This window comes from Micromonospora sp. DT201 (assembly GCF_049841575.1).
GTDB lineage: Bacteria > Actinomycetota > Actinomycetes > Mycobacteriales > Micromonosporaceae > Micromonospora.
Window position 1 is genome coordinate 73,689 of record NZ_JBNCKP010000011.1, and the last position, 26,478, is coordinate 100,166.

A 26,478-nucleotide genomic window follows, 5' to 3' on the forward strand; every position below is an offset into this window, starting at 1 on the left:
CCGCTCGGTCATGCCGTCGACTCTAACGCCAACTCCGGCCGGGGACGCAGTTCCAGCGCGTCGTCGGCCGCGGGACCGATGGTGAGCAGGTCGGTCAGCCAGCCGTGACCGGGCAGCCGCCCGTACGGTTGGATGTCGATCCACGGCCGCAACACGAAGGCGCGCAGGTGCGCCCGGGGATGCGGCAGAGTCAGCACCGGGTCGTCGCTGAGCACCGGCGCGTCGTCGTCGCCCCAGACCGCGATCACGTCCACGTCGAGAGTGCGTGGCCCGAACCGCCGCTGCGGGTCACGGACCCGACCGGCTGCGCGTTCCGCGGCCTGGGCCCGCTCCAGCCAGTCGCGCGGGGTCGCGGTCTCGTCCTGGGCAAGCAACACCGCGTTCAGGTACGCGGGCTGGTCGGCGTCGCCCCACGGTGGAGTCTCGTACACCCCGGAGAGCACGAGTACGGCGTCACCGAACGTTGCGACTGCCGTGCGCAGGTGACCCAGCCGGTCACCCAGGTTGCTGCCGAGCGACAGCACGGCCCTGGTCACCGGTCACGAGTCCGGGTCATGGTGACGGCCACATCGGTGAAGGTGTGCGGCACCGGGGCCTCCGGTTTGTGCACAGTGATCGTGGCGGTGCCAACCCGCTCGTCGGTCAGACAGACCGCGAGGAGTCGGTCCGCGAGGGTCTCGATCAGGTTGACCGGCTCGCCGGTCACCACCGCGACCAGTCGTTCGGCCAGCTCGCCGTAATGGACGGTGTCGGTGACATCGTCACTGGCGGCGGCCGGGGCCAGGTCCAGTTCGAGGACGGCGTCGACCACGAAGTCCTGCCCCTGTGCCCGCTCGAAGTCGTACACCCCGTGCCGGCCGTGGGCCCGCAGGCCGGTCAGTTGGATCCGGTCGGTCGTCATCGCTACACCTTCTGCTTGTGATCGTCGGGCGCGGCGGCCAGGCGAGGGCTGCCGGTCGCGGCCCAGACGGCGAGCGCGTCGGCGGTGGCCTGCACGTCGTGCACGCGTACACCCCAGGCACCTGCAGCGACCGCCAACACGCTGGTGGCCACGGTGGCCGCCTCCCGCTGGGCGGTCGGTCGCGCGGTGCCGTCCGGGGCGGCGAGCAGCCTGCCGAGGTACGACTTGCGGCTGGCCCCGAAGAGCAGCGGGTAGCCGAGGTCCAGCAGCTCCGGCAAACGGGCGCTGAGCTCCCAGTTGTGCGCGGCCGTCTTGGCGAAGCCGAGGCCAGGGTCGACGATGAGGCGGTCGGCGGCCACCCCGGCGGCCAGCGCCGCGTCGATCCGTTGGGCCAACTCGGTCCGGACGTCGGCCACCACGTCGGTGTAGTTGGCGAGCTCGCGCATCCCACGGGAGTGCCCGCGCCAGTGCATCAACACCCAGGGGCAGTGCGCGTCGCGGACCACCCGGGCCATGTCCGGGTCGGCCAGCCCGCCGGAGACGTCGTTGACCACCGCCGCCCCGGCGGCCAGAGCGGCCTCCGCCACCCGGGCACGGCTGGTGTCGATGCTGACCGCTACGCCGGCGGCGCTCAGCTCGCGGATGACCGGCAACACCCGGGCGACCTCGGTTGCGGCGTCGATCCGCTCAGCGCCCGGACGGGTCGACTCACCGCCGATGTCAATCAGGTGCGCACCGGCGTCGCGGAGACGGACGCCGTGTCCGACGGCCGAGTCGAGGTCGGCGTACCGTCCGCCGTCGGAGAAGGAGTCCGGTGTGACGTTGAGGACGCCCATCACCACCGGGCCCGAAGCCCGCACCAGATCGGTCACGACTAGACGGTACCGGTCGGGGCAGCGGGGACCACCGACCCGGGTCGGCTCGCACCACCATCCCTGACGTGCTCATTAGAACAGGTGTACGATCGGTCATCCGGGCAGTATCGGGCGGCCCCTTCGCGGCTTGTCGCAATCCGGGGCGGCCCGTACGCTTTGGAATTGGCCAGCATCGAGATGGCGAAGCTTGGAGGGAGGGCCGAAGCGGGGAAAAACCGCCCAAACCTCGCCACGCTCCGTGGTGAGTAACGAACACAGGGTCAAGATCGCTGCGCCCCGTGGGGCACTTTTTCCGCCAGGCTCGCCTATTGCACCGCCGCGGCACCGCCGGCCGCGCTATGGGGAGGTTTCCAGTGATCGCCTTCGAGCTCATGGAGACGGCGTCGTCAGGCGTCGCCCACGCGCTCTCCACCCTGGCGTCGACTCCGCTCGCCGAGCCGGCACCGAAGGGGATCGACACCAACAGTGTGGTCACCTTCTTCGCCAGCAAGATCGCGCCGATCCTGCTCGCCGTCCTGGGCGTCATCTTCATCGGCCGTGCCAGCCGGGGCGAAATCTCCAAGGTCCTGACCAGCTCCGCGATCGCCATCGTCGGGCTCGCCTTCATCGCTGGCGCGGCAACACTCTTCTTCGTCGGCGATTACCTGATCGACCTCATCTTCGAATAGGCGCGTTCACCAGATGCGGCTACGCACCGACGACGACATCTACCGGGCCCGCCTGGTCTACCTCGGGCCGCCCGGTTACACCCTTCCGGTCCACCTGCCCTACGCCCAGTACGGGCTCTTCATGCTGCTGGTCCCCCTCTACATGTTCATCCACTGGCTGTTCACGTTGACGGTCGAGCTCTTCCCGGCCTGGGAGATCGCGCTCGCCATCGTGACCACGTCGTTCATCTTCCGGCACGTCGACCCCGATCGACCGGCGCGGGTGGTCATCCGCACCGCGCTGACCGACTGGCGACGCACCCGGGAGCCGGCGATCGAGCAGCGCGACCCGCGCCTGGTCGGCAGCCGGATCAGGATCCGGGAGGAGCTGGCATGACCGGGCGTACGCCGATCGGTCCGTCACACGGCGCGGGTGAGAGCCTGCCGCCAGTCGCTACGGCCTGTTTCATGAGGGCGGTCGAGCCGAGGCGGAGTCCGGGCGGCGATCCGGCAAGGCGCGGTTTCCTCCGGGCCGGCCGCCGGCCGGCCAGTTCTTATGAAACAGGGCCTGAGGCGGTCGCATGAGTCGCACCCCCACGCCGGGATCCCCGGCCGGCCACCCGGCCGTGCCGGCAAGTCACCGTGCGCAATCATTCAGCTACACCGACCCCGAGGACGAGGACGAGGTGGCGCTCGATCCTGCACTGGTGACGTCGCCCGGGCACGGTGCCGTCGGCGTGTTCCAGGCACCCCGGCCGGTCCCCCGCCGGACGCCACCCGCCGAGCCCACCGCGGTGTCGGCAGGCGAGAACGCCGACATCGACTCACCCTTCCTGGACCTCTTCGGCGGGGCACGGCCCGGCGCGGCTCGAGCCGTTTCGGCCGGCCCGAGCACCCGGGAGCAGCCGGCGGTCGGACAGCAGCCGCAACCCGCGGCCGGCCCGGCAGCAGCCCGTCCGATCCCCGAACTGGAACCACCGTGGACGCCCGACGACCAGCCCGGCAGGGGTCGCCGGCCCGTCGAGCCACGACACGGCGACGGCCACCCGACAAACGAGTCCCGGGTGCCGCACCAGGCTGGCGATCGACTGCCGATGCTCCGTCCACCGGCTCAGCCCCACCCGACCGCCGCCGCGCCGCCCTCCGCTCCCGTCAGCCGGCCAGCCAGCACCGCACCGCAGAGCCCTCCCACGGCTCCGCCAGCAGCCCGGCCAGCGCCTCAGCCCGGCCGACCGCCCGCTCAAACGGCTCGACCCACGGCTCCGACGGAGCAGTTGGCCAATACCGCACCCCCGGATCGGCCGGCACTGGAGAGCACCGCGCGCCGCGCTACCGAAACGGAACGACCCAGAGGCGCCGACACCGCGCCGGTCGGGCGGGAGGTCGCCCCACCCCGACAGCGTTCCGCGAGCCGACAGGACCGACCGGCCAAACCGACCCGGGTCCGCGCCCCGAAGATCAAATTCGGAGATCGTGACCCGTCGGTCGAGCTCGCCATCACCGAGATCGCCGGTCACCTGACCTTCACTCCGAACACCGTCACCGCCTGGTATTGGCTGCCCGAGGTCCGCTGGGCATTCCGGCCGGACGCCGAACGCGAAGCACTGCTGTCGGCGATCTCCGAGCAGTACGCCGGCCTGGCCGGATTCCGGCTGCACCTGCGCCGCACCACCCGGCCGTTCCCCGCCGACGAGTGGGCGCGCACCATCGACGCACACACTCCCGCACCGCTCGCCGACGTGCCCGGCACCACCAGCTGGGCAGATCACCTGGTCGCCGCCCAGCGACACCTGATGGCGGTCAACCACGCGGAAGGACAGACCTACCTGGGCGTCACCTTCGCCCGCCGGTCCCTCGGTGACTCGCTCACCGAACGGTTGCTGCGCACCTTCGGCCGGGGCACCGCCGATGGCGAACGCCGCAAGCTGGGTCGCACCGTAGAGCAGTTCGACGAGGTCCTCGGCGCGTTCGGCATGCGTGGCCGGCGGGTCACCGCGCAGGAGCTCGAGTGGTTGCTCTACCGCTCCGTGGCCCTCTGCATGGCTCCCCCGGGCGCACTCTCCCCGGTGACCGAGGGACGCTGGGAACGCGGTGACCTGCTTGCCTTGACCGAGCAGGTCGAGCGCTACCGCACCCCGTACGGCTCGACCGTGAAGCTGGTCAACCGGATGACCGGCGAGGAACGGCACGTGGCCGTGCTCGCCGTCGGCCGGATGGAGCCGCTGGAGATCCCGGAACGCCACGAGCCCTGGTTGCACTTCCACGAGCGGCTGCCCTGGCCGATGGAGATCTCGACCCGCGTCGACATCCTCGGCTCCAACGACTCCTTCCGTAATCTCGAACACCGGCTGCGGATGATCCGCTCGCAACAGCTCGACTACGCCGAGCACGGCATCGACGCACCGCCGGAGCTGGAGCGCCTGGCCAAGCGCGCGCTGGTGATCGGCGACGAGATGACCACCGGCCTGCCGGTCGACTCGGCCCGGGCACACGGCTGGCACCGGATCGCCGTCGGCGGCCGGACCAGGGAGGAATGCCTGGAGCGGGCCCGCCGGCTCATCCAGCTCTACTCCCGGGAACTGCGCATCTCGCTCCAGCACCCAAAGAACCAGGACTGGCTGGCCCGCGAGTTCATCCCCGGCGAACCGATCGCCAACACCGGCTACGTCCGCCGCATGCCGGTGCCGTTGCTCGCAGCCGCGCTCCCCCAAGCCGCATCGAACGTGGGTGACCGGCGGGGCGACCTGATCGGCCGGACCGCCGGCACCTGCCGCCGCCCGGTCTTCCTCGACCTGCACTTCCCCATGGAGGTCCGGGAGCGCTCCGGGCTCGCGGTCTTCGTCGCCGAGCCAGGCGGTGGCAAGTCGACCTTGCTCGGCGCACTGGGCTACCTGGCGGCACGCAGAGGCGTCCAGGTGACCCTGCTTGACCCATCCGGGCCGCTGGCCCGACTCTGCGCGATGCCCGAGCTGCGGCCGTACTCCCGGGTGTTGAACCTGACCGGCTCGGAGCACGGCACCCTGGCGCCCTACTCGCTCATCCCCACGCCCCTGCGTACCGAATTCGCCGCCGGGGCCGCCGGGGACCGCGAGTTCGAGATCGCGGTCTCCAACGCCCGGGCCGAGCGGCGGATGCTGGTCCAGGACATCTGCATGATGCTCGTTCCACCGCAGGTGGCCCGGGAGGCGTCGACCGCCACCCTGTTCCGGCACGCGGTTCGCCAGGTCCCCGCCGAGGAGACATCCACTCTGGACGACGTGGTGAGCTGCCTCGGTCGTCTCGACGACGACGCCGGCAAGGAGCTGGCCAACCTCCTGCTGGACACCGCCGAGATGCCACTGGCCATGCTCTTCTTCGGGCGGCCACCAGAAGGGCTGCTCGGCGCCGACGCCGCACTCACCGTCATCACCATGGCCGGGCTGCGGTTGCCCGACCTCAAGATCGAACGGGAGTACTGGTCGGCTGAGGAGTCACTGGCCCTGCCGATGCTGCACACCGCGCACCGGCTCGCCGTCCGCCGCTGCTACGGCGGCTCGATGTCGTCCCGCAAGCTCGTCGGCCTGGACGAGGCGCACTTCATGGAGGGCTGGCGGTCGGGGCGCTCGTTCCTGGTCCGACTCGCCCGCGACTCCCGCAAATGGAACCTTGCCGCGCTTGTCGCCTCGCAGAACCCCCGCGACATCCTCGGCCTCGACGTGCAAAACCTGGTCTCCACCGTCTTCGTCGGCCGGATCGCCGAGGACGCCGAGATCGCCTCCGAAGCGCTACGGCTGCTGCGGGTGCCGGTCAACGACGGATACGAGGCGACTCTCGCCTCACTCTCCGCCGCCGACACCAACTCGGCCACCCGCCTCGGCTTCCGCGAGTTCGTGATGCGCGACGTCGACGGCCGCGTGCAGAAGGTCCGAGTCGACGTCTCGTACGTCGAAGGGCTGCTGAACCACCTCGACACGACGCCCGCCGCGATCGCCGCAGCGGCCGGAGTGCTGCCGAGCATCCCCCTGCCGGATCTGGAGGCGTGACATGGCTAGGGCCTGGGTCAGGGTCCTCGGTCGAGCCGAGGCGGAGTCCAGGCGGCGCAGGCCGGCCGGGGGTCATGACCCAGGCCCTGGGCCCTGGGCAAGGATCACGTCGTTCCTGCTCGCCCTCGGCGTACTGGCCGGGGCCACCCTCAGCTGGCCGCTGATCGGTGCGGAAGCCGCAGCCGCCGCACCCCCCGCCGCTCAGGCCCGCGCCGAACTCTGCACGACCGCCGAGTGGCAGGCCGACTTCCGGGCCTGCGTCGGAAAACTGCAAGCGGTCAGCGAGGACGAGGTCACGTGCCGAAACGCACCAACCCCGGGTACGCCAGACTCCGGTCTCGCCGGCTGGTTCGCCGCCGCACCACCAGCAGAGGCAACGAATGGAGTAGCTGGCCGGTACAGCCTCTATGGCTACGGGGGTTACAGCTACAACACGTACGACATCGACGGCGGCTGCGCATCGAGCGTGCTGCATCCGGACTACAAGTTCACCACCACGATCGCCAATGGCGAATTCATGGCCGCGACGGCCATCATTGGCGCGTCGAACGCGCTCAGAGAGCGCGCCTGGGATCCCGGCTCGATGTGGGGTTGGGCGGATCCGCTGGTCGAGCAGGCGACCAAGGCCGTCTACGAGAAGGTGTTCAGCGTCTTCGGGATAGTCACGCTGTGCGTGGTCGGGCTCTACCTGCTCTGGCGGTCCCGCCAGTCGGACATGAGCAACGCGATGACCACCGCGGGCTGGGCGCTACTGGTGATGGTCGCGGTTACGGCGTTGGCCGCCTGGCCGGTCAAGTCGGCGAACGTCGCCGACGGTGTACTTGTCACCAGCCTCGGGGTGGTGCACGACGCAGTCGGCCCGCAGGCAAAGGAGTCCGCTCCGGGCCGGTGCATCGATCCCGACCCCAATCGTTGTAAGGATCTCCGCACCCCTGCCGTGCGGGCCAGCGACACCGCTACCGAGACCATGCTCTACCGGAACTGGCTCCGCGGAGTGCTGGGTTCGGCCGACAGCGAGACCGCCCGCAAGTACGGCCCGGCGCTCTACGACGCCAAGGCGTTCACCTGGGACGAGGCCGAGAAGCTGCGCGCCAACCCGGCCACCCGGGAGGCGACGATCAAGGCCAAGCAGCAGCAGTGGGCGCGGGTGGCCCAGCAGATCCAGACCGAGGATCCGGAGGCGTACGAGTACCTCCAGGGAGTCCGGGACATGGACCGGGTCGGCGCGGGGTTCATCGCGGTGCTGGCCTCGGTGCTCTTCGCCATGTTCGACCTGACGGCGTCGTTGCTGGTCCTGCTGGGCTTCCTGATCTTCCGGTGGGCGGTGATCGCGGCGCCCATCCTGGGTACGGTCGGTCTGCTCCGGCCGGCCAGTGCCGGGCTGCGCCGGTTGGCGAACGCCGTGGTCGCCGCGATCTTCAACATCGCCATCTTCGGCACCGGGGCCGCCATCTACCTGTTCGCCGTCGACCTGATCATGAGTACCCCCACTTTGCCGGGCTGGCTCCAGGTCGTGCTGGTCTGGCTGTGTGGAGTGGTCGGCTGGCTGCTGCTGCGGCCCTACCGGCGGATCACCCAGCTCGGCGGTAAGGACAGCAGCGAGGCGGTCAGCTCGGCCGGATCCTGGCACCGCCGGTTCTTCCGGGACATGCGGGCCGCCGCGCGACTGGACGTGGCCGAGCCTGGCGGCACCGCGGAGCCGGTGGGCGGACGTCGCCGGTCGCCGGACGCCGAGCAGACCCGGCTGCGCCCGGAGGCGCGGAGGGAAGATCCGGTCTCGGCTCCCACCGCACCGGTCGAGGGCGAACGCACCGGCAGCGGTCGGCCGGACGGCCAGGAACGCCCCGATGAGGCGCCGACGGAGAAGACCGGCGGCCGTGGTCGCGCAGTCCCGCCCCAGCCACGGCGGCGAAAGCCGGCGACCTGGACCGAGCCGGACGTGCCAGCTGAGAACCCGTCGTTCGTGGTCTACCGGCCGGGCTCCACTGAACGTGCGCCGGACCGCACCGGACCGCGGGTGCGCTCAGAGGCTCGGTGACGGCGATGCGACGGGCCCTGGAGTTCCTCTTCACCCGGGCACTGCGGTCCCGGCTGGGGGTGGCGCTGGTGATCGCGGTGCTCATCTTCGGCGTGATCGGAGCGGCTCGGCTGGTCTCGGACCCGGCCGACCCAGCGGACGGATTGAGCGGCCGGCCGAACCGCCCGATCACCACCGTGGACCCGACCGCCGGTGATGATGGCGTGACCTCCACCGAGGCTCCGCCGTCGCCGGTCACCTCACCGGGTGCCCGCACACCCGAGCAGACGGCCGACCGGTTCACCGCGGCCTGGCTGGGCCGCCCCGGGATGACGGCCGCGCAGTGGCAGGCGGGTCTGCGGCCGTTGTCGACCCCGGCGCTGGCCGAGAAGCTGGCCGGCGCCGAGCCTGGCGGCGTGCCGGCCGAGGAGGTCAACGGTCCACCGTCCGTGCGATCGCGCACCGAGACGTTCGTCGAGGTGCTGCTGCCGCTCGACAGCGGTCGACTCCGGCTGGAGATGGTCGCCGCGCAGGACGGCTGGCTGGTCGACGTGGTCGATTGGCAGCGGCAGTGACCACCGGTCGAGCATCCGCCGCAGTCCGCCGGCCAGTGCGGGTGGGCGTGATCGCCGCGATACTCACCGGCGTGCTGGTCCTGCTCTGCTGCACCGGCGGCACCGCCGCGTTCTTCCTCAGTGGGCTCAGTGGCGACCCGGAAAACGGGGACACCCTCGCCGGCTGGGGCTGCGGCCCGGTCCGTCCGGTGGACATCGCCGCCGAGCTGCCACGGTTCACCGAGTACGGCGACGCGCAGGTCCGCAACGCGGCGATCATCATCAAGGTCGGCCAGGACCTGGGGGTGCCCTCGCGCGGCTGGGTGATCGCGCTGGCCACCGCGATGCAGGAGTCCGCCCTGCGCAACCTGGCGAACAGCACGGTCACCGAGTCTCTGTCCCTGCCACACGAGGGCGTCGGCGCCGACCACGACTCGCTGGGCCTGTTCCAGCAGCGGCCGGGATGGGGTTCGGTCGCCGAGCGATTGACCCCCGCCTACGCGGCCCGGAAGTTCTACGAGAAGCTGGTCAAAGTGCCGAGCTGGCAGCATCGTCCGCTGAGTGTGGTGGCGCAGAAGGTGCAGATCAGCGCGTACCCGGATGCGTACGCTCAGCACGAGGAACTGGCGAGCAAGCTCGTGGACGCGCTGGCCGGCGGTGCGGCCCGCACCGTCGAGATCAACGGTAAGGCGGTGTGCAACGCGGCCGAGCGCGGTGAGATCGCCGCATCCGGCTGGACCGCGCCGATCTCCGGCGACGTCGGCTCCGGCTTCCGGACCGCCGACCGGCCCAGCCACAACGGGGTGGACATCGGCGCGGCCAAGGGCACCGAGATCCGTGCCGCCGCCGCCGGTCGGGTGCTTGTCGCCCGCTGCGACCCGGACGACCGCGGGCGGCGGAACTGCGACGTGGACGGGTACCCCGGCAAGGGCGGATGCGGCTGGTTCGTCGACCTGCTGCACGCCGGCGGTTACATCACCCGCTACTGCCACATGGTGGTCCAGCCCCGGGTGACACCCAATCAGATCGTGCCGGCTGGCGAGGTGATCGGGCAGGTCGGCAGCAGTGGCAACTCGTCCGGCCCGCACCTGCACTTCGAGGTGCACCTGCGCAACGACCGGTCCAGCCGGGGCGCAATCGATCCGATTCCGTTCATGCGCGAGCGGGGCGCCCCGCTGCGCGCCGCGGAATGAGACCGCGACGCACATGACCGGACCGTTGCCGGACCCGTTCGCCGACCAACCCGACTGGGCACCTCGGCCACCCCGCCCGATGGCCATCGTTCCCGCCACCGAGCGCGTGGAGTTGCGTGGGCGCCGCGTACTGGTCGGTCTGCCCGGGCTGGGTTGGCGGGGCGACCTGCGCGCGGACGACCGGGTGGTGCAGGGCGCCCGGACCTATGTGCCGGTGATCCCCGAGCACGAGTGGTACCGGGCCGAGGCCGATCAGGTCGAGGTGTTCGCGCCGCTGGTGCCGGTGGAGCGAGTCTGGGTGGAGACGGTCGGCAGCCGGTCAGAGACGGAGGGCACCCGCGAAACCGGCATCCGGTTGGTCTCGCTGGACGGTCCGGCACACCGAGCCCCCACTCCCGTCTTCGAGGCGGACGCCGTCACCGGACGCCGGGTGGTGCACGTCGAGGGCGGTCTGGAGCACCGCGACCTACGAGCAGTCACCGAGACCTACTCGGGCGCCGAGGGCGACATCTGCGTGCGGATCACGCCCGAGGTGGAGTGGTACCGCTGGGCCTGGCGCGGCCAGTCACCCACCACGTTGGAGGTCCCGGTTCACCTGCTGTGGATTGAATGACGTCAGCTGACCTGTGTAGCGCCACACACTCGCCAGCTATCATGCTCTTCCACATCAAATCGCCACTTATCTGTCAGGCTCTGCTGAACTCCATCTACCGTGGCACTGCGCCGAATGACCGTCACGACAGTGGTGGTATTGCCCTGATCAATGACGTCCAGGCTGCCCCAGCTAACCATGATGGCGACACCGAGTTGTTGCTCACGCGCGAGCAGATCGGTCCTTAGGGACCGTAGCGCCTCCAACTGCGACCCGCCCTCGCAGGCGAAGAGGTTTGCTCTCACGTCGTTGCGATCCACGAGAAACGCACGCAGATAGTTGTCCACCACCACGTCGGGTGCACTGCGATCGGGGGCTGACGCGCGGTTGTACAGCACAAAGCCCACAGCGAGCCCGCCGAGGCAGAGCAGGGCGAGCACTGCGGCGACGACCGTGAGCACCGTCCGCGTGCGGCGGCGCGGCGGCTGCGGCTGTGGCGTTTCCGAGGCCGGCGGCAGTTGCTCGGACGGTGTCCGTTGGGCCGGTACGCGGGAGACCTGGGAACCGGCGGGGGGCTGCACTGATTCCACCTCCTGAAGCTATCGGCTGGACGCCCCGGAGCCAATGCCTCAGATCGAGCGGATCGTGACGGACCCCTCCCCACCAGTGAGATCCACGACATCACCGGCGCATTGCCGTGGCACCTCCCGGAGGAGCGGCCTCGGCTGGGATACCGTTCTGCTCGGGGAGGGGTTGCCAACCTCAGGCAGAGGGGGTGGATGCGGTGGCCGGTCCGAAGGCTCGCACGAACCGCGCCGCAGCCCTGCATCGCCGCGCAGCGGCTGTCGCGACCGCTGCCGCCGGGATCCTGGACGAGACCCGGCCGGCTCCGGCCGACCAGCGCCGCCAGTACGAGCTGGCCGATCGCCTCCGGGCGGTCGCGGCGCGGCTGGCTCCGGGCTGGTCAGGTGCCGCGTTGGACTCCCTCACTGTGGACTCTCCGGCGGGTGACGGCCCGCCGCCGTTCCTCCGGGTCGGCACGGCGGCGCCATTGGACGACGCTCGCTTTCCCGCGTTGGTGCCGCTGGTCGGCACCGGTCATCTCAGCGTGGACGCTGACGCTCGGGAGCCGCGGGTGGCGGGGTTGCTCCGGGCCGTACTCCTGCGGTTGCTGGGTGCGGCACCGGCGGGTGCCCTGCTGGTCCGGGCGGTGGATGCCACGGGTACGGCGCTGACTCCGTTTGCAGCGCTCGCTGATGCTGGCCTGCTGCCGCCGCCGGCGGTGGACGTGGCGGGTCTGCGCGCGGTGCTGACGGAGGCGGAGCAGTGGGTCACGCCGGGGGCGAGTGGGCGACGCCGCCACGACCGCACGCTGTTGCTGGTGGTCGCCGCGTTGCCGGAGTCGACCGGCCTGACCGATCTGGCGCGGATCGAGGCGCTGGCTGAGCAGGGGCCGGCCGCGGGGCTGCACCTGGTGGTGGCCGGGTGGCCTCCCGCCGGCCCGTACGCGACCCGGGCACCGCTGCCGCACACGACGTCGCTGGCGCTGCGCAACGCGTACGCGCTGCTCGGCGACCCGCCGTCGGCGTCCTTCGCCAGCCCGGGCGCGGATCCGCCGGGCGGGTTGAACTCACCGGTCTTCGTCGAGTCGGACCCGCCGGCCGAGCTGGTCGACGCGGTTTGTCGGCGGCTCGCCGAGCAGGTGGAGGCCGGCTCGCGGTTGGCGTTGGCGGCTCTGCTGCCGCCGACGGGTGAACGGCTGTGGGAGTCGGATTCCGCGGACGGGCTGACCGCGACGGTCGGTGATGCCGGGGGCCGGGCGGTGCCGCTGGGTTTCACGGAGCTGACTCCGCACTGGCTGGTCAGCGGTCGGTCGGCGGGGGGTCGTGCGGCGTTCCTGACCACCGCGCTGCTCGGCCTGGCCGCCCGGTACGGCCCGGACGACCTGGCGCTCTACCTGGTGGATCTCGGCGACGGTGAGTCGTTCGTGGAGTTTCTGCAGACCGAGCGGGACCGGTCGTGGATTCCGCAGGTGCGTGCCGCTGCGATGGCGGCCGACCGGGAATATGTCCGGGATCTGCTCGACGAGTTGACGGCCGAGGTGCAACGCCGGGCGCAGGCCGGGGCGCGGGCCGGCGGGCAACGCTTCGCGGAGTTACGTCAGCACCAGCCGCTGCCCCGGATCGTCTGTGTGTTGGACAATGTGCCGCTGCTCTTCGCCGAGCGGGACCGACTGGCCACTGAGGTGGCCGCCCAGTTGGACGCGCTGGCTCGGGCCGGTCGGGCGTACGGCGTGCACCTGGTGTTGGCGGGCGCGGGCGAGTTGGGGTTGAGTGCCCGCGCGGATGCCGGCCATCGGGATTCGGTGCTGGGGCAGTTCCCGGTGCGGGTGGCGCTGCCAGGCGGAAGTCCGGTGTTGGAGCCGACGAATGACTCGGCTGCGGGCCTGCCGGTGGGCAGCGCGGTGGTGAATACCGCCGGTGGCCTCGGCGGCCCCCGGGGTGCGACACGAGGTCACGAGCGGCTGATCCGGCACCCCGATCCGCAGGACCACCCGGCGGTTGTGGAGGCGTTGCGGCACGAGCTGTGGGCGGCCCGGCCAACCGGGTCGGTGCCGCCGGTGGTCTTCGCCGGGTACGCCCGCCCTCTGCTCGGCAACGATCCGCGGCACCGGGCCGCCTTGGCGGGGCAGGCACACGGGCCGGCCGCCCTGCTGGGCCGCGCGGTGGACGTGGCCCGCTCGACGGTCGCCGTGCCGTTGGGGCCGGCGGCTGGCCGCAACCTGGCAGTGCTCGGGTCGGGCGCTGCGGCGGGTGGGCTGCTGGCGACGGCGGCCCGGAGCACCGCGGACCACCATTCGGCGGGCACCGCCCGCTTCCTGGTGGCGGCACCGGACCCGGGCGCCCGAGCGCTGGCGGAGACATTGACTGCCGAGTTGGCGACCCGGCATTCGGCCGAGTTGGTGGATTTGCCGACGCTGCTCGCGGATACGGCCGACGAACTGCCGACGTATCTGGTGGTCTTCGGGCTGGACCGGCCGGGCCCACGGGAGCTGCCGATGGACCGGCTGCGTGCGCTGCTGCGGGACGGGCCACCGGCGGGCAGACATCTGCTGGGCTGGTGGCGCGCGGTGCCGCCGTTCGCCGCGCTGCTCGAGCCGGAGGGCGAGGTCGACAAGTTGGCCGCCGTGGCCGTGCTGGACGTGCCGGTCGCGCAGCTCGCCGCAGTCTTCGGCCGGCCGGTGGAGTGGCGGGCTCGCCCCGACCGGGCGGTGCTCTGGGACGGTCCGGACGAGCGGGGCACGGTCCTGGTGCCGTTTGCCGATGAGGCCGGGTGATCCGGTGGCGCTGGCGGGGGGTGTCGAGATGGTTCCGAAGGCGACGGTGACCGGGCCGGGGCGGCAGCGGGTCGTTGCGGCGAGCGGGGACGCCACGCCAGCGACGGTCGAGCCCAGCACAGCCTGGTCGGAATACTTGGCCGCCGCCCGTCAGCTGGACGGGGTTCGCCGCAGCGCGGCTGCCGCGGCCGGTGAGCAGGCCCGGTCTGCCCAGGCCGCCCGCGAGGAGCTGACGGTGGTCCGTACCGGGCTGGCGAGCCAACAGGAACGGCTGCGTGAGTTGGGCGTACCCGCGATTTCCCTGGTGCCGTCGCCGCCGGAGCTGACTGAGGCGTCTCGGTCGATGGCGGGCGGTCCGGCGGCCGTGCTGGCGGCGCTGCGGGCCGCGCGGGGCCGGGCCGAGATGGCGGATGCGGCTCTGGCCGCGCGCCGCCGGTTCCGGCCGGGGTCCTGGCCCACGCGGGCGCGCAACCTTCTGGTGTACGGGCCGTTGGCGCTGTTGGTGCCGCTGATCCAGATCGTGGTGTACGTGGCGACGGGGGTGGGGCCGGCCAGTGTGGCGGCGCTGATCTGCGGGCTGCCGATGCCGGCGGTCGCGTTCGCCGCCGGTTGGGTGGGCATTGGGCGGTTGTTCCGCGTCAGCCCCACGGAGCGGCTGGACCGTACGGTGCGCTTTGGCGCGCTGGTGTGCCTGGTGCCGGCGGTGCTGGTCACGGCGGGCCTGCTGCTGGCCCTGCTCGCCGGCTGACCTGCCCCCGGTTGTTCGGGGGGACGGGCCGGAACGAAACGGCCGGCCGTCCCGGGAGGGAGTCGGCCGGCCGTGGTGCAGCGTGGTGTCAGCGGGGGATGATCAGCGCCATCGCCTCTGCGCGGGACTTGGAGTCCGTCTGGAGGATGCCGCGTACCGCTGAGGTGATGGTCTTGGCACCGGATTTTTGGATGCCGCGCATCGCCATGCACATGTGCTCGCACTCCAGCACGACGACGACGCCGCGTGGGGCGAGTTTGCTCATCAGCAGGTCGGCGACCTGGGAGGTGAGCCGTTCCTGCACCTGGGGCCGGCGGGCGAAGACCTCGACCAGCCGGGCCAGCTTGGACAGGCCGGTGATCCGTCCGTCCGGGCCGGGGATGTAACCGATGTGCGCGCTGCCCCGGAACGGCAGCAGGTGGTGCTCGCAGAGGCTCATCACGTCGATGTCCCGGACGATCACCAGCTCTTCGTGGTTGGCCTCGAAGGTGGTGCTGAGCACCTGAGCCGGGTCGACCCGCAGGCCGGCGAACAGCTCGGCGTACGCGCGGGCGACCCGGGCCGGGGTCTGCTGGAGCCCGTCGCGGTCCGGGTCCTCGCCGACCGCGATCAGGATCTCTCGGACGGCCTTCTCGATGCGGCCCAGGTCGACCGCGTCCTCGACCGGGCGACCGGTCAGCTTGCCGCTGATCAGCCGTGCGGCCACGTAGTCCAGCCCGTCGTCGCCGTCGGGCTCGGTTGCGGAGACGGCCAGCTCCCGGTGCGGGGAGCTGGCCGTCGGGTCGTTGCTCAGTGCGTGCCGTCCGAGTTGTTGGACGGCGCCCCACCGACCGACGCCTGCGCGCCGTCGGCCTGGGCCTGCACCTTGAGCTTGTCCTTCTCCGCAGGGGTGAGCACGGGCGGCTCGGTGGAGGGTTGGCGCTTGCCGAAGCCGTTGTACGGTGCCAGCGGCGGGCGCTTGACCACCCGGGAGCAGATCCGCGCCATGTCGGCCGTGGAGAGAGTTTCCTTCTCCATCAGCTCGAGCACGATGTTGTCCAGGACATCCCGGTATTCCACCAGGATCTCCCAGGCCTCGTCGTGCGCCAGCTCGACAAGTGCCCGCATCTCGCCATCGATCTCGGCGGCCACCGAGTCCGAGTAGTCCCGCTCGTGGCCCATGTTGCGGCCGAGGAACGGCTCGTCCCCGCTGGTGCCGTACTTGATCGCGCCGAGCTTGGAGCTCATGCCGTACTGGGTGATCATCGCGCGGGCCAGTTGGGTGGCCTTCTCGATGTCGTTGCCGGCACCGGTGGTGGGCTCGTGGAAGACCAGTTCCTCGGCGGCCCGACCGCCCAGCGCGTACGCCAGGGTGTCGATCATCTCGGCGCGGGTCTGGGTGTACTTGTCCTCGGTCGGGAGCACCAGGGTGTGGCCCAGCGAGCGGCCACGGGACAGGATCGTCACCTTGTGCACCGGCGCGGCGTGCGGCAGCGCCCAGGCGACCAGCGCGTGCCCACCCTCGTGGTACGCGGTGATCTTCTTTTCCTGGTCGCCCATCACGCGGGTCCGTCGCTGCGGACCGGCGATCACCCGGTCGATCGACTCTTCCAGCGAGTCGTTGGTGATCGCCCGCTGGTCCTTGCGGGCGGTGAGCAGGGCCGACTCGTTGATCACGTTGGCCAGGTCGGCGCCGCTGAAGCCCGGGGTGCGTCGCGCCACCGCGTCGAGGTCGACGTCGGGGGTGAACGGCTTGCCCTTGGCGTGCACCCGCAGGATGGCCTTGCGGCCCTCCATGTCGGGGGCGTCCACCGGGATCTGCCGGTCGAACCGGCCCGGGCGCAGCAGCGCCGGGTCGAGGATGTCCGGCCGGTTGGTGGCCGCGATCAGGATGACCCCGCCCTTGGTGTCGAAGCCGTCCATCTCGACGAGCAGCTGGTTGAGCGTCTGCTCGCGCTCGTCGTGACCGCCACCCATGCCAGCGCCGCGGTGCCGGCCGACGGCGTCGATCTCGTCGACGAAGACGATCGCCGGGGCGTTCGTCTTGGCCTGCTCGAACAGGTCACGGACCCGGCTGGCGCCGACACCGACGAACATCTCGACGAAGTCGGAGCCGGAGATGGAGTAGAACGGCACTCCGGCCTCGCCGGCGACCGCGCGGGCCAGCAGCGTCTTGCCGGTGCCGGGCGGGCCGAACAGCAGCACGCCCTTCGGGATCTTGGCGCCCAGAGCCTGGTACTTCGCAGGGTTCTGCAGGAAGTCCTTGATCTCGTACAGCTCCTCGACGGCCTCCTCGGCACCCGCGACGTCCGCGAAGGTCGTCTTCGGAGTGTCCTTGGTGATCATCTTCGCCTTGGACTTGCCGAAGTTGAGCACCCGGGAGCCGCCACCCTGCATCTGCGACATGAAGAACAGCAGCAGGAGAACGAGCAACGCGATCGGCAGCAGGTTGACCAGCAGGCTCACCCAGATGCTGTCCGACGAGACCTTGGCGTCGGCCGGGCCGGTGACCCGGTTGGCCGCCTTGGCGTCCAGCACCTCGTTCCAGATCTGGTCGCCGACCTGGTACGGGAATTGGGCCTCGATCTTGTTGGTCTCGGTCTTGCCGAACTTGGTCTTCTGAGCCAGGTCCAGCTGGAGCGTCTGCTCCTTGTCCTGGAAGACCACCTTATTGATCTTGGCGGTGTGCAGCTGATCGAGCGCAACGGAAGTGTCCACGCGGTGGTAGCTGGGACCAGCGGTGAACAGCTGACTGAGCACAACGGCGCCGAGGATGACCAGGATGATCCAGACCACCGGTCGGCGGAAGAAACGCGTACGTTCCATACTGTTGTCGAGCGCCGGAGCGCCCGCATCCTCCTGATCGACGTCCTGACCGTCTGATGGTGTCGCCGCGTGAGCGGCGGCCGAAGCCGCCCTACGGGCCGGCCTCGACCCCGAAGCGCGAAAACTGCCGCGCCGCGGTCATTCGACGGTACACCGTGTACGCGAGGTGCGAGCTTGCGAGCCCCGCACTCGGCACACCTTCGAGATCGACGGCACGCACTGCGGGCAGGCCCACCAGCCCCGCAACGAACGTACGACGGGTCCGGGTTGAAACCGGCGTGGCGGGGAGTCCGGCCCAGCCACCTGAACGCCCGGTCACGCGATCGAGGGGGTCGGACCCGGAACAACCTCCAAGCCACCGGGGTCCACCGTAACCGCAACAGCTGAGAGCGCGCTGAACGTCGGCTTGATGAACGCCGATGCGAATCGGCCTCACGCCGCCACCGGGTCACCCCGACAGATCGGGTCCGGCGTCAGGAGCGGGCGTAGACCTCGGGCTTGAGCACCCCGACGTACGGCAGCTCCCGGTAGCGCTCACCGAAGTCCAGGCCGTAGCCGACCACGAACTCCGTGGGGATGTCGAAGCCGACGTATTTCACCGGTACCGGCACCTTGACCGCGTCCGGCTTGCGGAACAGCGCGACGACCTCCACGCTCGCCGCCGAGCGCGACTCCAGGTAGCGCAGCAGCCAGGAGAGAGTGAGCCCGGAGTCGACGATGTCCTCGACGACCACCACGTGCCGACCGGCGATGTCCCGATCCAGGTCCTTGAGGATGCGGACCACCCCGGAGGAGGTGGTGCCCTGGCCGTAGGAGGAGATGGCCATGAAGTCGAGCTCGGCCGGCGGGCCGCTGCGGCCCAGCGCCCGGGCGAAGTCCGCCATGAACATCACCGCACCCTTGAGTACGCATACCAGCAGCAGTCCGTCGTCCACGTGGGCGTAGTCGGCGGAGACCTGCTTGGCCAGTTCCGCCGTCTTCTCGCGGATCTGCGCCTCGGAGATGATCACGTGGTCGATGTCGGCGTCGTACCAGGAGCCGTCAGCCATGACTCCTAGCCTGCCGTACGTCGGATGGCCTCCGTCGGCGGGGCCGCACCTTTTGGCGCGGTCCCGCCAGGGTTTTTTTGGGCAAACTGCGCTAATCGCATCAGTTGGTGCGTGACCGCCAGCGGCGGCCGTCGTCGCTGGGCTTCCAGTCGGCCGAATCGTGGCTGTCGGTGGTGAGGCCGGCCGCCGAGGCGGCGACGAGCAGGACGAGGAACAGGAGGAAGAACAGGAACTCCATGGCGGCGCTCGCTTTCGCATGTTTGCTGTCGGTTTCGCCGCCGGTGCGCACCGGACTGGAACCAGTTTGCGGCCACTCGCATCGACCGGACAGTGGCAGGAATGCCATTGGGCATCGATTTACTGCCACGTGTCGGGTTACCCTCGTCACATGCTCCGGTCCGTCGCCGTCCTCGCCCTCGACCAGGTCGCCCCCTTCGAGCTCGGCGTGCTCGCCGAGGTGTTCGGCACCGACCGGACCGCCGACGGCTTCCCCGGCTACCGCTTCCAGGTCTGCAGCCCCGACGGTGCCCCCGTGCGTACGTCGTCCGGCTTCCACCTCACCCCGCACGCCGACCTCGGCCCCGTCGACGAGGCCGACCTGGTGGCCATCCCCGCGCACGGCCAGGGCGTCACCGCTCCCGGCCCGGTGCTCGACGCGCTGCGCCGGGCCGACGCGCGCGGCGCGCACCTGTTCAGCGTCTGCTCCGGCGCCTTCCTCCTCGGCGAGGCCGGGCTGCTCGACGACCGGGAATGCACGACCCACTGGCGGTACGTGGACGAGCTGCAACGCCGGCACCCGCGCGCCCGGGTGCGCTGCAACTCGCTCTACGTCCAGGACGGTCGGCTTCTCACCAGCGCCGGCACGGCGGCCGGCATCGACGCCTGCCTGCACCTGATCCGCCAGGAGCACGGCTCGACCACGGCGACCCGGCTGGCTCGGCGGATGGTTGTCCCGCCGCACCGCGACGGCGGCCAGTCCCAGTACGTGGAGGCGCCCATCCCGAAGGCACCGGAGGCGCCCACCCTGGAGCCGGTGCTGGAGTGGCTGATGGGTCACCTGGACCGGACGATCACCGTGGAGGAGCTGGCCGCCCGCGCCGGCATGGCACCGCGTACGTTCGCCCGGCGGTTCCGCGCCGAGACCGGCACCACCCCGCACGACTGGCTCACCAACCAGCGGGTGCTGCTCGCCCGGCGGCTGCTCGAGGAAACCCCGTTGAGCGTGGAGGCGGTCGCCGACCAGGCCGGCTTCGGCGACGCTGCGGCGCTACGCCACCACTTCAGCCGCCGGGTCGGCGCCACCCCACACAGCTACCGGACCACCTTCCGGGACCGGACGCACAGCAACTGAGCCCAGCCGTCCCGGCGGAGCACCACCACCCACACGGCCTTTGCTCTGCTTCACTCCAGGAAACACCCGAGGGCCCGCGGTGTTGCGTGGGTTGAAGCAGAGCAAAGGAGGCCGGTAGAGCAAAGGAGGCCGGTCAGGTCAGGTGGGGCGCACCGAGGCCAGCCGGCCGTCGCGGCGGAGCACCCGGACACCGCCCGGCAGATCGGTCGGGCCCTGACCGCGCCAATCGGTCACCAGGGCGTCCAGGGCAGCGACGTGCCGGTGCGACAGGGCACCGGGCAGCGCGCCCAGCTCGCGGGCCCAGGAGTGCAGCACCCGGCCGCGTACGGCGGGGACCAGGCCGAGCAGCGCCGGCACGGACAGCCCTCCATCGGGGCACCGGGCCGCCGCCAGCGCCGTCGCCGCCAACTCGTCGAGCGCGGCGTTGTCGGCCGCCACCAGCCGGGCGGTGCGCGCGAGGTTGTCCACCACGCCGGGCCCGAGCGCCCGCACCAGCGCCGGCAGCAGGTCGGCCCGTACCCGGGACCGGGCGTACGACGGGTCGGTGTTGTGCGGGTCCTGCCACGGAGTCAGCCCGAGCACGGCACACGCGGCGCGCGTCTGTTCCCGACCGACCTCCAGCAGCGGACGCAGCAGCGGCACCCCGTCCAGGTCCCGCCCGGCGGGCATTCCGGCCAGCCCTCGTGGCCCGGCGCCCCGGGCAAGCGCGAGCAGCACCGTCTCCGCCTGGTCGTCGCGGGTGTGCCCGGTCAGCACCGCGACCGCGTTCTGCTGCCGGGCCGCCTCGGTCAGCGCCTGGTAGCGGGCCTCCCGGGCGGCCGCCTCCGGCCCGCCCGGACGCCCGGCCACCTCCACCCGCGCCACGGTCGCCGACGCGAACCCGACCCCACGGGCCCAGTCGGCCACCGCCTCGGCGCGCTCCGCGGAGCCGTCCTGCAAGCCGTGGTCCACGCTGACGAGCACTGCGGTGCGGCCCAGCCGAGGCGCCACGAACACGGTGGCCGCCGCGAGGGCCAGCGAATCGGCACCACCGGAGCAGGCGACCAGCACCGGCCCGCCGGGCGACAGACCGGTCAGGGCGCGACGGACCGCCACCCGGATCGCGGCCACCGGTGGGGCGAGCGCGGCCACCGGTGGGTGATCAGCCAGCGGCCGGGATGGGCCCGGCCGGGCCGTGCACCCGGGCCACCCAGGCATCCGGGTCGCCCAACTCGGACAGCCGGGGCAGGGTGAGCGGCGAGTTGAAGATCGAGTTGAACCCGTCCATGCCGACCCTCTCCACCACGCCGTGCACGAACTTGCGCCCCTCGGCGTACTGGCGCATCTTGACGTCCACCCCGAGCAGCCGGCGGATCGCCTTCTCCAGCGGGTTGCCCGCCTCCCGGCGACGGTTGAACGACGCCCGGATGCGCTCCACGCTCGGGATCACCTGCGGACCGACGCCGTCCATGACGAACTCGGCGTGCCCCTCCAGCAGGGTCATCAACGCGGTGAGCCGGTCGAGCACCGCCCGCTGCGCCGGGGTCTGCACGATGTCCAGCACGCTGGTGCGGCCCTCCGGATCACGGACCGCGTCGGAGAGCGTCGCCACCCCGCGCCGCAGCCGCTCGACGAGATGCTCGCTCCCGCTGGACGAGGCGTCGACGAAGGCCTGCACCTCGCTGAGGAAGTACGCCCGCATCCACGGGACGGCGGTGAACTGCGTCCGGTGGGTGACCTCGTGCAGGCACACCCAGAGCCGGAAGTCCCGTGGGTCGGCGCCGAGCTTGCGCTCCACCTCGACGATGTTCGGTGCGACCAGCAGCAGTTGGCCCGGGTCAGCCGAGAAGACCTCGTACTGGCCGAGCACCCGGCCGGAAAGGTAGGCCAGCACGGTCCCGGCCTGCACCCCGGTCAGCCGGGACCCGATCGCCTCGGTCAACGCGCCCGGCTGCTTGTCGCCGGAGAGCCGGCTGACCAGCGGAGTGATCACCTCGCGAAGACCGGCGATGTTGGTCGCCGCCCAGTCCCGCCGATCGACCACCCGGACCGGCGGGTGCGCCACCTGCGACCGCAACCCCGTGTAGTCGGCCACGTGCCCGGCCGCCTCATCGGTCAGCCGGCGCAGGTCGCCGACCACGTCGGTGGCCTCGGCGTACGACACCCGGGGGCCCGACTTGCTCAACGCCCCCGCTGTGGCGGCGGCCAGATCCCAGTCCACGAACTGCGCCATGGACCCACCGTACCCGCGCCGCGACACCCCGCCCGGGCTCGCGCACGCGATGGACGCCGATGGCGGCTCCGGTTGGGGCCGGAAGCCCTCGTCAGCGGCAGCCGCAGCCGGCCAACGCGGCGGTGATCCGATCCAGCGCCGGTTGGGCGGTCTCCTTCCCGCCAGGCACCTGGTCGGTGAGCACCGCGAACGTGAGCAGCCGACCATCGGCGGTGGTGACCAGGCCCGCAATGGAGTGCACGGCGCTCAGCGTGCCGGTCTTCGCGCGGACGCTGCCCGCCCCGGTTGCGGTGCCGGCGTTGCGGTAACGCTCGTCCAGAGTGCCGGACCAGCCGCCCACCGGCAGGCCGCCGAAGACGCCGGCCAATTCCGGATGGTCCGGGCTGGCCGCCAGTCGGACCAGGTCGGTCAGCAACGACGGGCTGATCCGGTTACGTCGGGACAGCCCACTGCCGTCGGAGAGAGTGATCTCGTCGGCGGGCAGGCCCAGCTCGGCCACCTCCGCGTCCATCGCGGCAGCGCCCCCGTCGAACGAGGCCGGCTGGTTGCGGGCCAGCGCGACCTGACGGGCCAGCGCCTCGGCCACCAGGTTGTCACTTTCGTTGATCATGATGTCGACCAGTCGGATCATCGGCGGAGACTGCACCACACCCAGCTCGGTACCCGGTGCCGGGGTGCCACCGGATGCGGCCGGCGCCGGGGCCGTGCCGACCTTCACGGCGTTGGTCGGCACGCCGAGCAGCCGGGCGAACGACCGGCCGGCGGCCAGGTCCGGCTCGGCGAACCGAGCGGCAGCCCCGTGCTCGACGCCCGGGTCCCTGCGCCCGCCGTCGGTCATCAACGCCGTCACCGCGCCGCCAGAACCACCGGTGGGGATGTCGGGGTCCCAGCCCGGACCGTAGACCGGGCCGGAGTAGACCGAGCCGTCGATGGTGACACTTGTCGGGGTGGTGCCGCCGAGCGCGGTACGCACCTGGGCGGCCAGATCGTCGAGACGCGCCGCCCCCGGGTAGTAGCCTTTCTTGCCGACCGCGAGCGTGGGATCGCCGCCACCGATGATCACCACCTCGCCGGCCTTCGCGCCGGCCACCGCGCGAGTCGGGATCCGGTAGCCAGGTCCACGGGCCGCCAGCACGGTCACCGCGGTCGCCAACTTGGTCACCGAGGCGGGCACGGTGCCGTCGTCAGCGCCCTTGTCGAACAACGTCTGGCCGGTGATGACATCGGCCACCGAGACGTTCACCCGATCGCCCAGGGCGGCGACCCCGACCAGCGGGTCAAGTGCGGCACGAACCCTGTCGGGGGAGGGCACCGGGGCGTTCGGGTCCGGGCCGGGCAGCACGTCCGACGGGTCGGGCTCCGGGGGCACCCCAATGGCACTCGGCGCGGACCCCGCGTCGTCGCCCAGCCAACCGGCGACCGGGCCGGGCCGGGTGACGACGACTCCGACGCCGGCGAGCACCAGCAGCAGCACGACGGCCAGCACCACCGGCAGCCGCCGCCGGCGGCGCGGTGCGACGGGCTGGGGTGCCGGCGCGGCACCTGCGGGCGGGGGTGCCGGCGCGGCACCTGCGGGCGCGGGCAGCGCGGAGATCGGCGGACCAAGCGGCGGGACACCGGTGGGGTTGGGGGCGGCCGGCCCGTGACCGGACGACGGGCGGGACGGGGCCGGGCTGACCGGAACCCCAGCGCTTCCGCGCGGCGGGCCGCCCCGGGCTGGGCTGGTGGGAACCGCGGCACTGCCGCGCGGCGGGCCGCTCGCCGGCCGATCACCGCCGACTACCGGGAAGCGACCGATGTTCGGGCCGGGCGGGGCTGACCCGGCCGGCGGGCGCCAGGGCGCTGGCGGGGGCCTCTCGGGCACCGTCTCCGGCGCGGGCGTCGCTGGCTCGGGAGCCCGTGGAAGGTGGGCCTCGGGCACCGGGACCCGACCCGTGGCACCGCCGGGGCCGGATCGTCCGGTACCGTGCGCGGAGCCCCCGTCCGGGCGGTAGTGTGAATCTTCCCTCCCCACGACCCCCTCCTCCCCCAGCGAAAATTGGCTTGGGTGACACTACTTCGGTCCGAAGACTATGCGGCGGCCGGAGTCGGCGGGTGGGCATTCACCTGTCCGGAGGGGCCGCCAGTGGTTCCGTTAGCCAGCGTGGGCAGACGAGGGAGCGTGCAGATGGATTTCGACGTGACGGTTGAGATCCCCAAGGGTCACCGGAACAAGTACGAGGTGGACCACAAGACCGGCCGGATCCGGCTGGACCGCACCCTCTTCACCTCCACCCAGTACCCGGCCGACTACGGGTTCATTGAGGGCACGCTGGGCGAGGACGGCGACCCGCTGGACGCGCTGGTGCTCGTCCCCGAGCCGACCTTCCCGGGCTGCCTGATCCGCTGCCGCACCATCGGCATGTTCCGGATGACCGACGAAAAGGGCGGGGACGACAAGGTCCTCTGCGTGCCCTACGAGGACCCGCGCCAGGAGCACCTGCGCGACATCCACCACCTGGGCGAGTTCGACCGGCTGGAGATCCAGCACTTCTTCGAGGTGTACAAGGACCTGGAGCCCGGCAAGTCGGTGGAGGGCGCGACCTGGGTCGGCCGCACCGAGGCCGAGGCCGAGATCGTCGCCTCCTACCAGCGGGCCAGGGACGCCGAGGCGCGCGGCGAATCCGCCCACTGACGACCGCTGACGCACCGGGCCCGGGAGCCGCTCAACCGAGCAGCCCTCGGGCCCGGTCGTACAGGTCGAGCACCGCGCAGGCGATCGGCACCACGGCGACCACCAGGGCCGTGTCGGTGAGATCCGCGACCCTCCCGAGGTACGGCGAGACCGGCCGGCGGGCGTACCCGGTGCCGCCGGCAGCCGCCACCAGGGCCAGTGCCGCACCACCCAGGACCAGCACCAGCCGCCCGGCGTCGTCGGCCCGGCCGACCAGCACCGCGCCCAGCACCGCGTAGCCGGCCAGCCCGGCGAGCACCGTCGGCACCCGGTGCCGCAGTGCCACGAACAGCCGCGACCGCAGCAGCAGCACCGCCGAGGTGACCGCGACCAGCACCCGACCGGCCGTGCCGCCAACAAGACCGAGTACGACCGCCGAGGCCACCGCCAGCAGGGCGTGCCCGATCAACATTCCGGTGAGCATCTCCTCGGTGCGGGTCACCGCGGCGTGCACCCGGCTTCGGTCCGGCAAGTCCCGGGCCCGCTCGGGCCCCTCCGCCGGGGTCGAGGACGGCAGGGTGATGGGCGGCAAGGGCAGCTTGCCCAGCCGGATGGCCAGCAGCGGAATGACGCCGACGGCGAAGACCAGTGCGCTGAGCAGCACCGCCGCCGTCCCCGCCGGGGTCAGCAGCAGCCCACCGAGCGCGGCACCGGCACCGATCAGGCCGACCGTGACACCGGCCACGAAGACCCGCAGCCGGCTGGCCACCCCGAGCAGGCCGGTCAACGCCACCAGCAGCAGCGCCACCGAGCCGGCCAGCAGTTCGGGTGCGCCCACCCAGCGGGCCGGGCCGAACGGCCCGACCGGGTCGCCGGACCCGACCGCGAGGGCGCCTGCCATGAACGCGTACGGCAGCGCGTAGCCACCGAGCGTCGCCCCGGCGGCACCGTCGCCGTTTGCGCGGGACGCCACCGTGCCGGCCACCGTGAGCACCAGCGCCACCACGGCCGCCGCCAGCCAGCCAGCCCGATGGGTCGGGCCGCTGGCGAGCAGGGCGAGCAGCCCGACGGCGAGCGGCACGCCGGCACCGGCCAGGCCGGCGGCCCGGGTGGCGGTGGGCGACCAGGCGCCGCCCCGGCGGCGGGCACCGTCGGCGATCGCTTCGACCACGTCGTCGTACTCCAGCTCGGGCCAGTGCGCTCGGGCCGGCACGAGGTGCAGCACCTCACCGTCGCGGACGCCCTGCGGCAGCAGTGCCTGCGCGGTCGCCAGCAGCGCGCCGTCGGTGCGGCGGAGCACCCACCCGCCGTGCTGCTCACCGTCGTCGGCCAGCCCGACGCCAGCGTGCCGGAGCACGTCGGGCAGCAGCTCGGCCAGGGGCACCTGCTCCGGCAGGGCGACGTCCACCCGTCGTTGCGGCGCGCTGATGGTGACGCGGGCCAGCCCGGTTGTCATCGACTGGTCTCCATATCGAGGGGGATCGGAGGCTGCGCGGACGACAGGACTTTACCTACCATGAGC

At 71.8% G+C, this 26,478-nt stretch carries 23 protein-coding genes; 11 read left to right on the forward strand and 12 right to left on the reverse strand.

Annotated elements, in window-relative coordinates; all coding sequences use genetic code 11:
* Positions 1-8: 8 nt before the first annotated feature.
* Genes folK through folP form a run of 3 tightly spaced genes read right to left on the reverse strand, consistent with a single transcriptional unit; the run spans position 9 to position 1,773 of the window.
* Positions 9-536: a 2-amino-4-hydroxy-6-hydroxymethyldihydropteridine diphosphokinase gene (folK, locus tag ACLQ28_RS19310; protein WP_425687675.1), complete on the reverse strand. Its 528-nt coding sequence runs from the start codon at positions 534-536 to the stop codon at positions 9-11.
* A complete protein-coding gene (gene folB, locus ACLQ28_RS19315; RefSeq protein ID WP_425687676.1) occupies positions 533-901 on the reverse strand; it encodes a dihydroneopterin aldolase in 369 nt (122 codons plus the stop codon). The genes folK and folB overlap by 4 nt, the downstream gene beginning before the upstream one ends.
* Positions 902-903: 2 nt before the next feature.
* Positions 904-1,773 carry a dihydropteroate synthase gene (gene folP, locus ACLQ28_RS19320; RefSeq protein WP_425687677.1) on the reverse strand — a complete coding sequence of 290 codons (870 nt, stop codon included), beginning with the start codon at positions 1,771-1,773 and terminating at the stop codon, positions 904-906.
* Between the two features lie 356 nt (positions 1,774-2,129).
* Here folP and ACLQ28_RS19325 point away from each other — a divergent pair, with 356 nt between their 5' ends.
* The 7 genes from ACLQ28_RS19325 to ACLQ28_RS19355 all read left to right on the forward strand — a co-directional run bounded on the left by ACLQ28_RS19325 (position 2,130) and on the right by ACLQ28_RS19355 (position 10,822).
* The gene (locus tag ACLQ28_RS19325; protein WP_074315118.1) at positions 2,130-2,444 is read left to right on the forward strand and encodes a hypothetical protein; all 315 of its coding nucleotides are present in this window, start codon (positions 2,130-2,132) and stop codon (positions 2,442-2,444) included.
* A gap of 13 nt (positions 2,445-2,457) precedes the next feature.
* On the forward strand, positions 2,458-2,820 hold the full coding sequence (locus ACLQ28_RS19330; RefSeq protein WP_007466101.1) for a hypothetical protein: 363 nt from the start codon (positions 2,458-2,460) through the stop codon (positions 2,818-2,820).
* 184 nt (positions 2,821-3,004) lie between these two features.
* Entirely contained in the window at positions 3,005-6,445 is a 3,441-nt protein-coding gene (locus ACLQ28_RS19335) for an ATP-binding protein (protein ID WP_425687678.1), read from the forward strand.
* Between the two features lies 1 nt (position 6,446).
* On the forward strand, positions 6,447-8,483 hold the full coding sequence (locus ACLQ28_RS19340; RefSeq protein WP_425687679.1) for an MFS transporter: 2,037 nt from the start codon (positions 6,447-6,449) through the stop codon (positions 8,481-8,483).
* Positions 8,480-9,037 carry a hypothetical protein gene (locus ACLQ28_RS19345; protein WP_425687680.1) on the forward strand — a complete coding sequence of 186 codons (558 nt, stop codon included), beginning with the start codon at positions 8,480-8,482 and terminating at the stop codon, positions 9,035-9,037. The genes ACLQ28_RS19340 and ACLQ28_RS19345 overlap by 4 nt, the downstream gene beginning before the upstream one ends.
* Positions 9,034-10,209: a M23 family metallopeptidase gene (locus ACLQ28_RS19350; protein WP_425687681.1), complete on the forward strand. Its 1,176-nt coding sequence runs from the start codon at positions 9,034-9,036 to the stop codon at positions 10,207-10,209. The genes ACLQ28_RS19345 and ACLQ28_RS19350 overlap by 4 nt, the downstream gene beginning before the upstream one ends.
* A 13-nt stretch (positions 10,210-10,222) precedes the next feature.
* Positions 10,223-10,822: a hypothetical protein gene (locus ACLQ28_RS19355; protein ID WP_425687682.1), complete on the forward strand. Its 600-nt coding sequence runs from the start codon at positions 10,223-10,225 to the stop codon at positions 10,820-10,822.
* A 2-nt stretch (positions 10,823-10,824) separates the two neighbouring features.
* Here ACLQ28_RS19355 and ACLQ28_RS19360 read toward each other — a convergent pair whose 3' ends face one another.
* Entirely contained in the window at positions 10,825-11,382 is a 558-nt protein-coding gene (locus tag ACLQ28_RS19360; RefSeq protein ID WP_425687780.1) for a hypothetical protein, read from the reverse strand.
* A 194-nt stretch (positions 11,383-11,576) separates the two neighbouring features.
* On the opposite strand from ACLQ28_RS19360, the gene ACLQ28_RS19365 reads away from it, so the two are divergent.
* Positions 11,577-14,138 (forward strand): FtsK/SpoIIIE domain-containing protein, encoded by a 2,562-nt coding sequence (locus ACLQ28_RS19365; protein ID WP_425687683.1) that lies wholly within the window; start codon positions 11,577-11,579, stop codon positions 14,136-14,138.
* A 28-nt stretch (positions 14,139-14,166) separates the two neighbouring features.
* The gene (locus ACLQ28_RS19370) at positions 14,167-14,886 is read left to right on the forward strand and encodes a hypothetical protein (RefSeq protein ID WP_425687684.1); all 720 of its coding nucleotides are present in this window, start codon (positions 14,167-14,169) and stop codon (positions 14,884-14,886) included.
* An 88-nt stretch (positions 14,887-14,974) separates the two neighbouring features.
* Here the strand turns inward: ACLQ28_RS19370 and folE are convergent, their stop codons facing one another.
* From folE to ACLQ28_RS19390, 4 genes are all read right to left on the reverse strand, one after another.
* Positions 14,975-15,640 carry a GTP cyclohydrolase I FolE gene (folE, locus tag ACLQ28_RS19375; protein ID WP_425687781.1) on the reverse strand — a complete coding sequence of 222 codons (666 nt, stop codon included), beginning with the start codon at positions 15,638-15,640 and terminating at the stop codon, positions 14,975-14,977.
* Positions 15,641-15,675: 35 nt separating this feature from the next.
* Positions 15,676-17,691: an ATP-dependent zinc metalloprotease FtsH gene (gene ftsH / locus ACLQ28_RS19380; RefSeq protein WP_425687685.1), complete on the reverse strand. Its 2,016-nt coding sequence runs from the start codon at positions 17,689-17,691 to the stop codon at positions 15,676-15,678.
* Between the two features lie 473 nt (positions 17,692-18,164).
* Positions 18,165-18,740, reverse strand: coding sequence for a hypoxanthine phosphoribosyltransferase (gene hpt, locus ACLQ28_RS19385; RefSeq protein WP_425687686.1), 576 nt, complete (start codon positions 18,738-18,740; stop codon positions 18,165-18,167).
* A gap of 100 nt (positions 18,741-18,840) precedes the next feature.
* Positions 18,841-19,086, reverse strand: a complete 246-nt coding sequence (locus ACLQ28_RS19390) for a hypothetical protein (RefSeq protein WP_425687791.1) — start codon at positions 19,084-19,086, stop codon at positions 18,841-18,843.
* A 42-nt stretch (positions 19,087-19,128) separates the two neighbouring features.
* Here ACLQ28_RS19390 and ACLQ28_RS19395 point away from each other — a divergent pair, with 42 nt between their 5' ends.
* Positions 19,129-20,091: a GlxA family transcriptional regulator gene (locus tag ACLQ28_RS19395; protein WP_425687687.1), complete on the forward strand. Its 963-nt coding sequence runs from the start codon at positions 19,129-19,131 to the stop codon at positions 20,089-20,091.
* A 138-nt stretch (positions 20,092-20,229) separates the two neighbouring features.
* Here the strand turns inward: ACLQ28_RS19395 and tilS are convergent, their stop codons facing one another.
* The 3 genes from tilS to dacB form a co-directional block, all read right to left on the reverse strand.
* Complete coding sequence (gene tilS, locus ACLQ28_RS19400) at positions 20,230-21,222, reverse strand: tRNA lysidine(34) synthetase TilS (protein WP_425687688.1); 993 nt, start codon at positions 21,220-21,222, stop codon at positions 20,230-20,232.
* Between the two features lie 10 nt (positions 21,223-21,232).
* Positions 21,233-22,303 (reverse strand): zinc-dependent metalloprotease, encoded by a 1,071-nt coding sequence (locus tag ACLQ28_RS19405; protein ID WP_425687689.1) that lies wholly within the window; start codon positions 22,301-22,303, stop codon positions 21,233-21,235.
* Between the two features lie 91 nt (positions 22,304-22,394).
* Complete coding sequence (dacB, locus tag ACLQ28_RS19410; RefSeq protein ID WP_425687690.1) at positions 22,395-23,792, reverse strand: D-alanyl-D-alanine carboxypeptidase/D-alanyl-D-alanine endopeptidase; 1,398 nt, start codon at positions 23,790-23,792, stop codon at positions 22,395-22,397.
* Positions 23,793-24,470: 678 nt separating this feature from the next.
* On the opposite strand from dacB, the gene ACLQ28_RS19415 reads away from it, so the two are divergent.
* Positions 24,471-24,977, forward strand: a complete 507-nt coding sequence (locus tag ACLQ28_RS19415) for an inorganic diphosphatase (protein ID WP_425687691.1) — start codon at positions 24,471-24,473, stop codon at positions 24,975-24,977.
* A 31-nt stretch (positions 24,978-25,008) separates the two neighbouring features.
* Here ACLQ28_RS19415 and eccD read toward each other — a convergent pair whose 3' ends face one another.
* Entirely contained in the window at positions 25,009-26,412 is a 1,404-nt protein-coding gene (eccD, locus tag ACLQ28_RS19420) for a type VII secretion integral membrane protein EccD (RefSeq protein ID WP_425687692.1), read from the reverse strand.
* Positions 26,413-26,478 lie beyond the last annotated feature (66 nt).

Coding starts and splice junctions, on each gene's coding strand:
- ACLQ28_RS19395 (WP_425687687.1), top strand. CDS start 19,129: ATGCTCCGGTCCGTCGCCGTCCTCGCCCTCGACCAGGTCGCCCCCTTC.
- ACLQ28_RS19405 (WP_425687689.1), bottom strand. CDS start 22,303: ATGGCGCAGTTCGTGGACTGGGATCTGGCCGCCGCCACAGCGGGGGCG.
- ftsH (WP_425687685.1), bottom strand. CDS start 17,691: ATGGAACGTACGCGTTTCTTCCGCCGACCGGTGGTCTGGATCATCCTG.
- ACLQ28_RS19330 (WP_007466101.1), top strand. CDS start 2,458: ATGCGGCTACGCACCGACGACGACATCTACCGGGCCCGCCTGGTCTAC.
- hpt (WP_425687686.1), bottom strand. CDS start 18,740: ATGGCTGACGGCTCCTGGTACGACGCCGACATCGACCACGTGATCATC.
- ACLQ28_RS19355 (WP_425687682.1), top strand. CDS start 10,223: ATGACCGGACCGTTGCCGGACCCGTTCGCCGACCAACCCGACTGGGCA.
- folB (WP_425687676.1), bottom strand. CDS start 901: ATGACGACCGACCGGATCCAACTGACCGGCCTGCGGGCCCACGGCCGG.
- eccD (WP_425687692.1), bottom strand. CDS start 26,412: ATGACAACCGGGCTGGCCCGCGTCACCATCAGCGCGCCGCAACGACGG.
- ACLQ28_RS19415 (WP_425687691.1), top strand. CDS start 24,471: ATGGATTTCGACGTGACGGTTGAGATCCCCAAGGGTCACCGGAACAAG.
- ACLQ28_RS19340 (WP_425687679.1), top strand. CDS start 6,447: ATGGCTAGGGCCTGGGTCAGGGTCCTCGGTCGAGCCGAGGCGGAGTCC.
- ACLQ28_RS19390 (WP_425687791.1), bottom strand. CDS start 19,086: ATGGCATTCCTGCCACTGTCCGGTCGATGCGAGTGGCCGCAAACTGGT.
- ACLQ28_RS19370 (WP_425687684.1), top strand. CDS start 14,167: ATGGTTCCGAAGGCGACGGTGACCGGGCCGGGGCGGCAGCGGGTCGTT.
- ACLQ28_RS19335 (WP_425687678.1), top strand. CDS start 3,005: ATGAGTCGCACCCCCACGCCGGGATCCCCGGCCGGCCACCCGGCCGTG.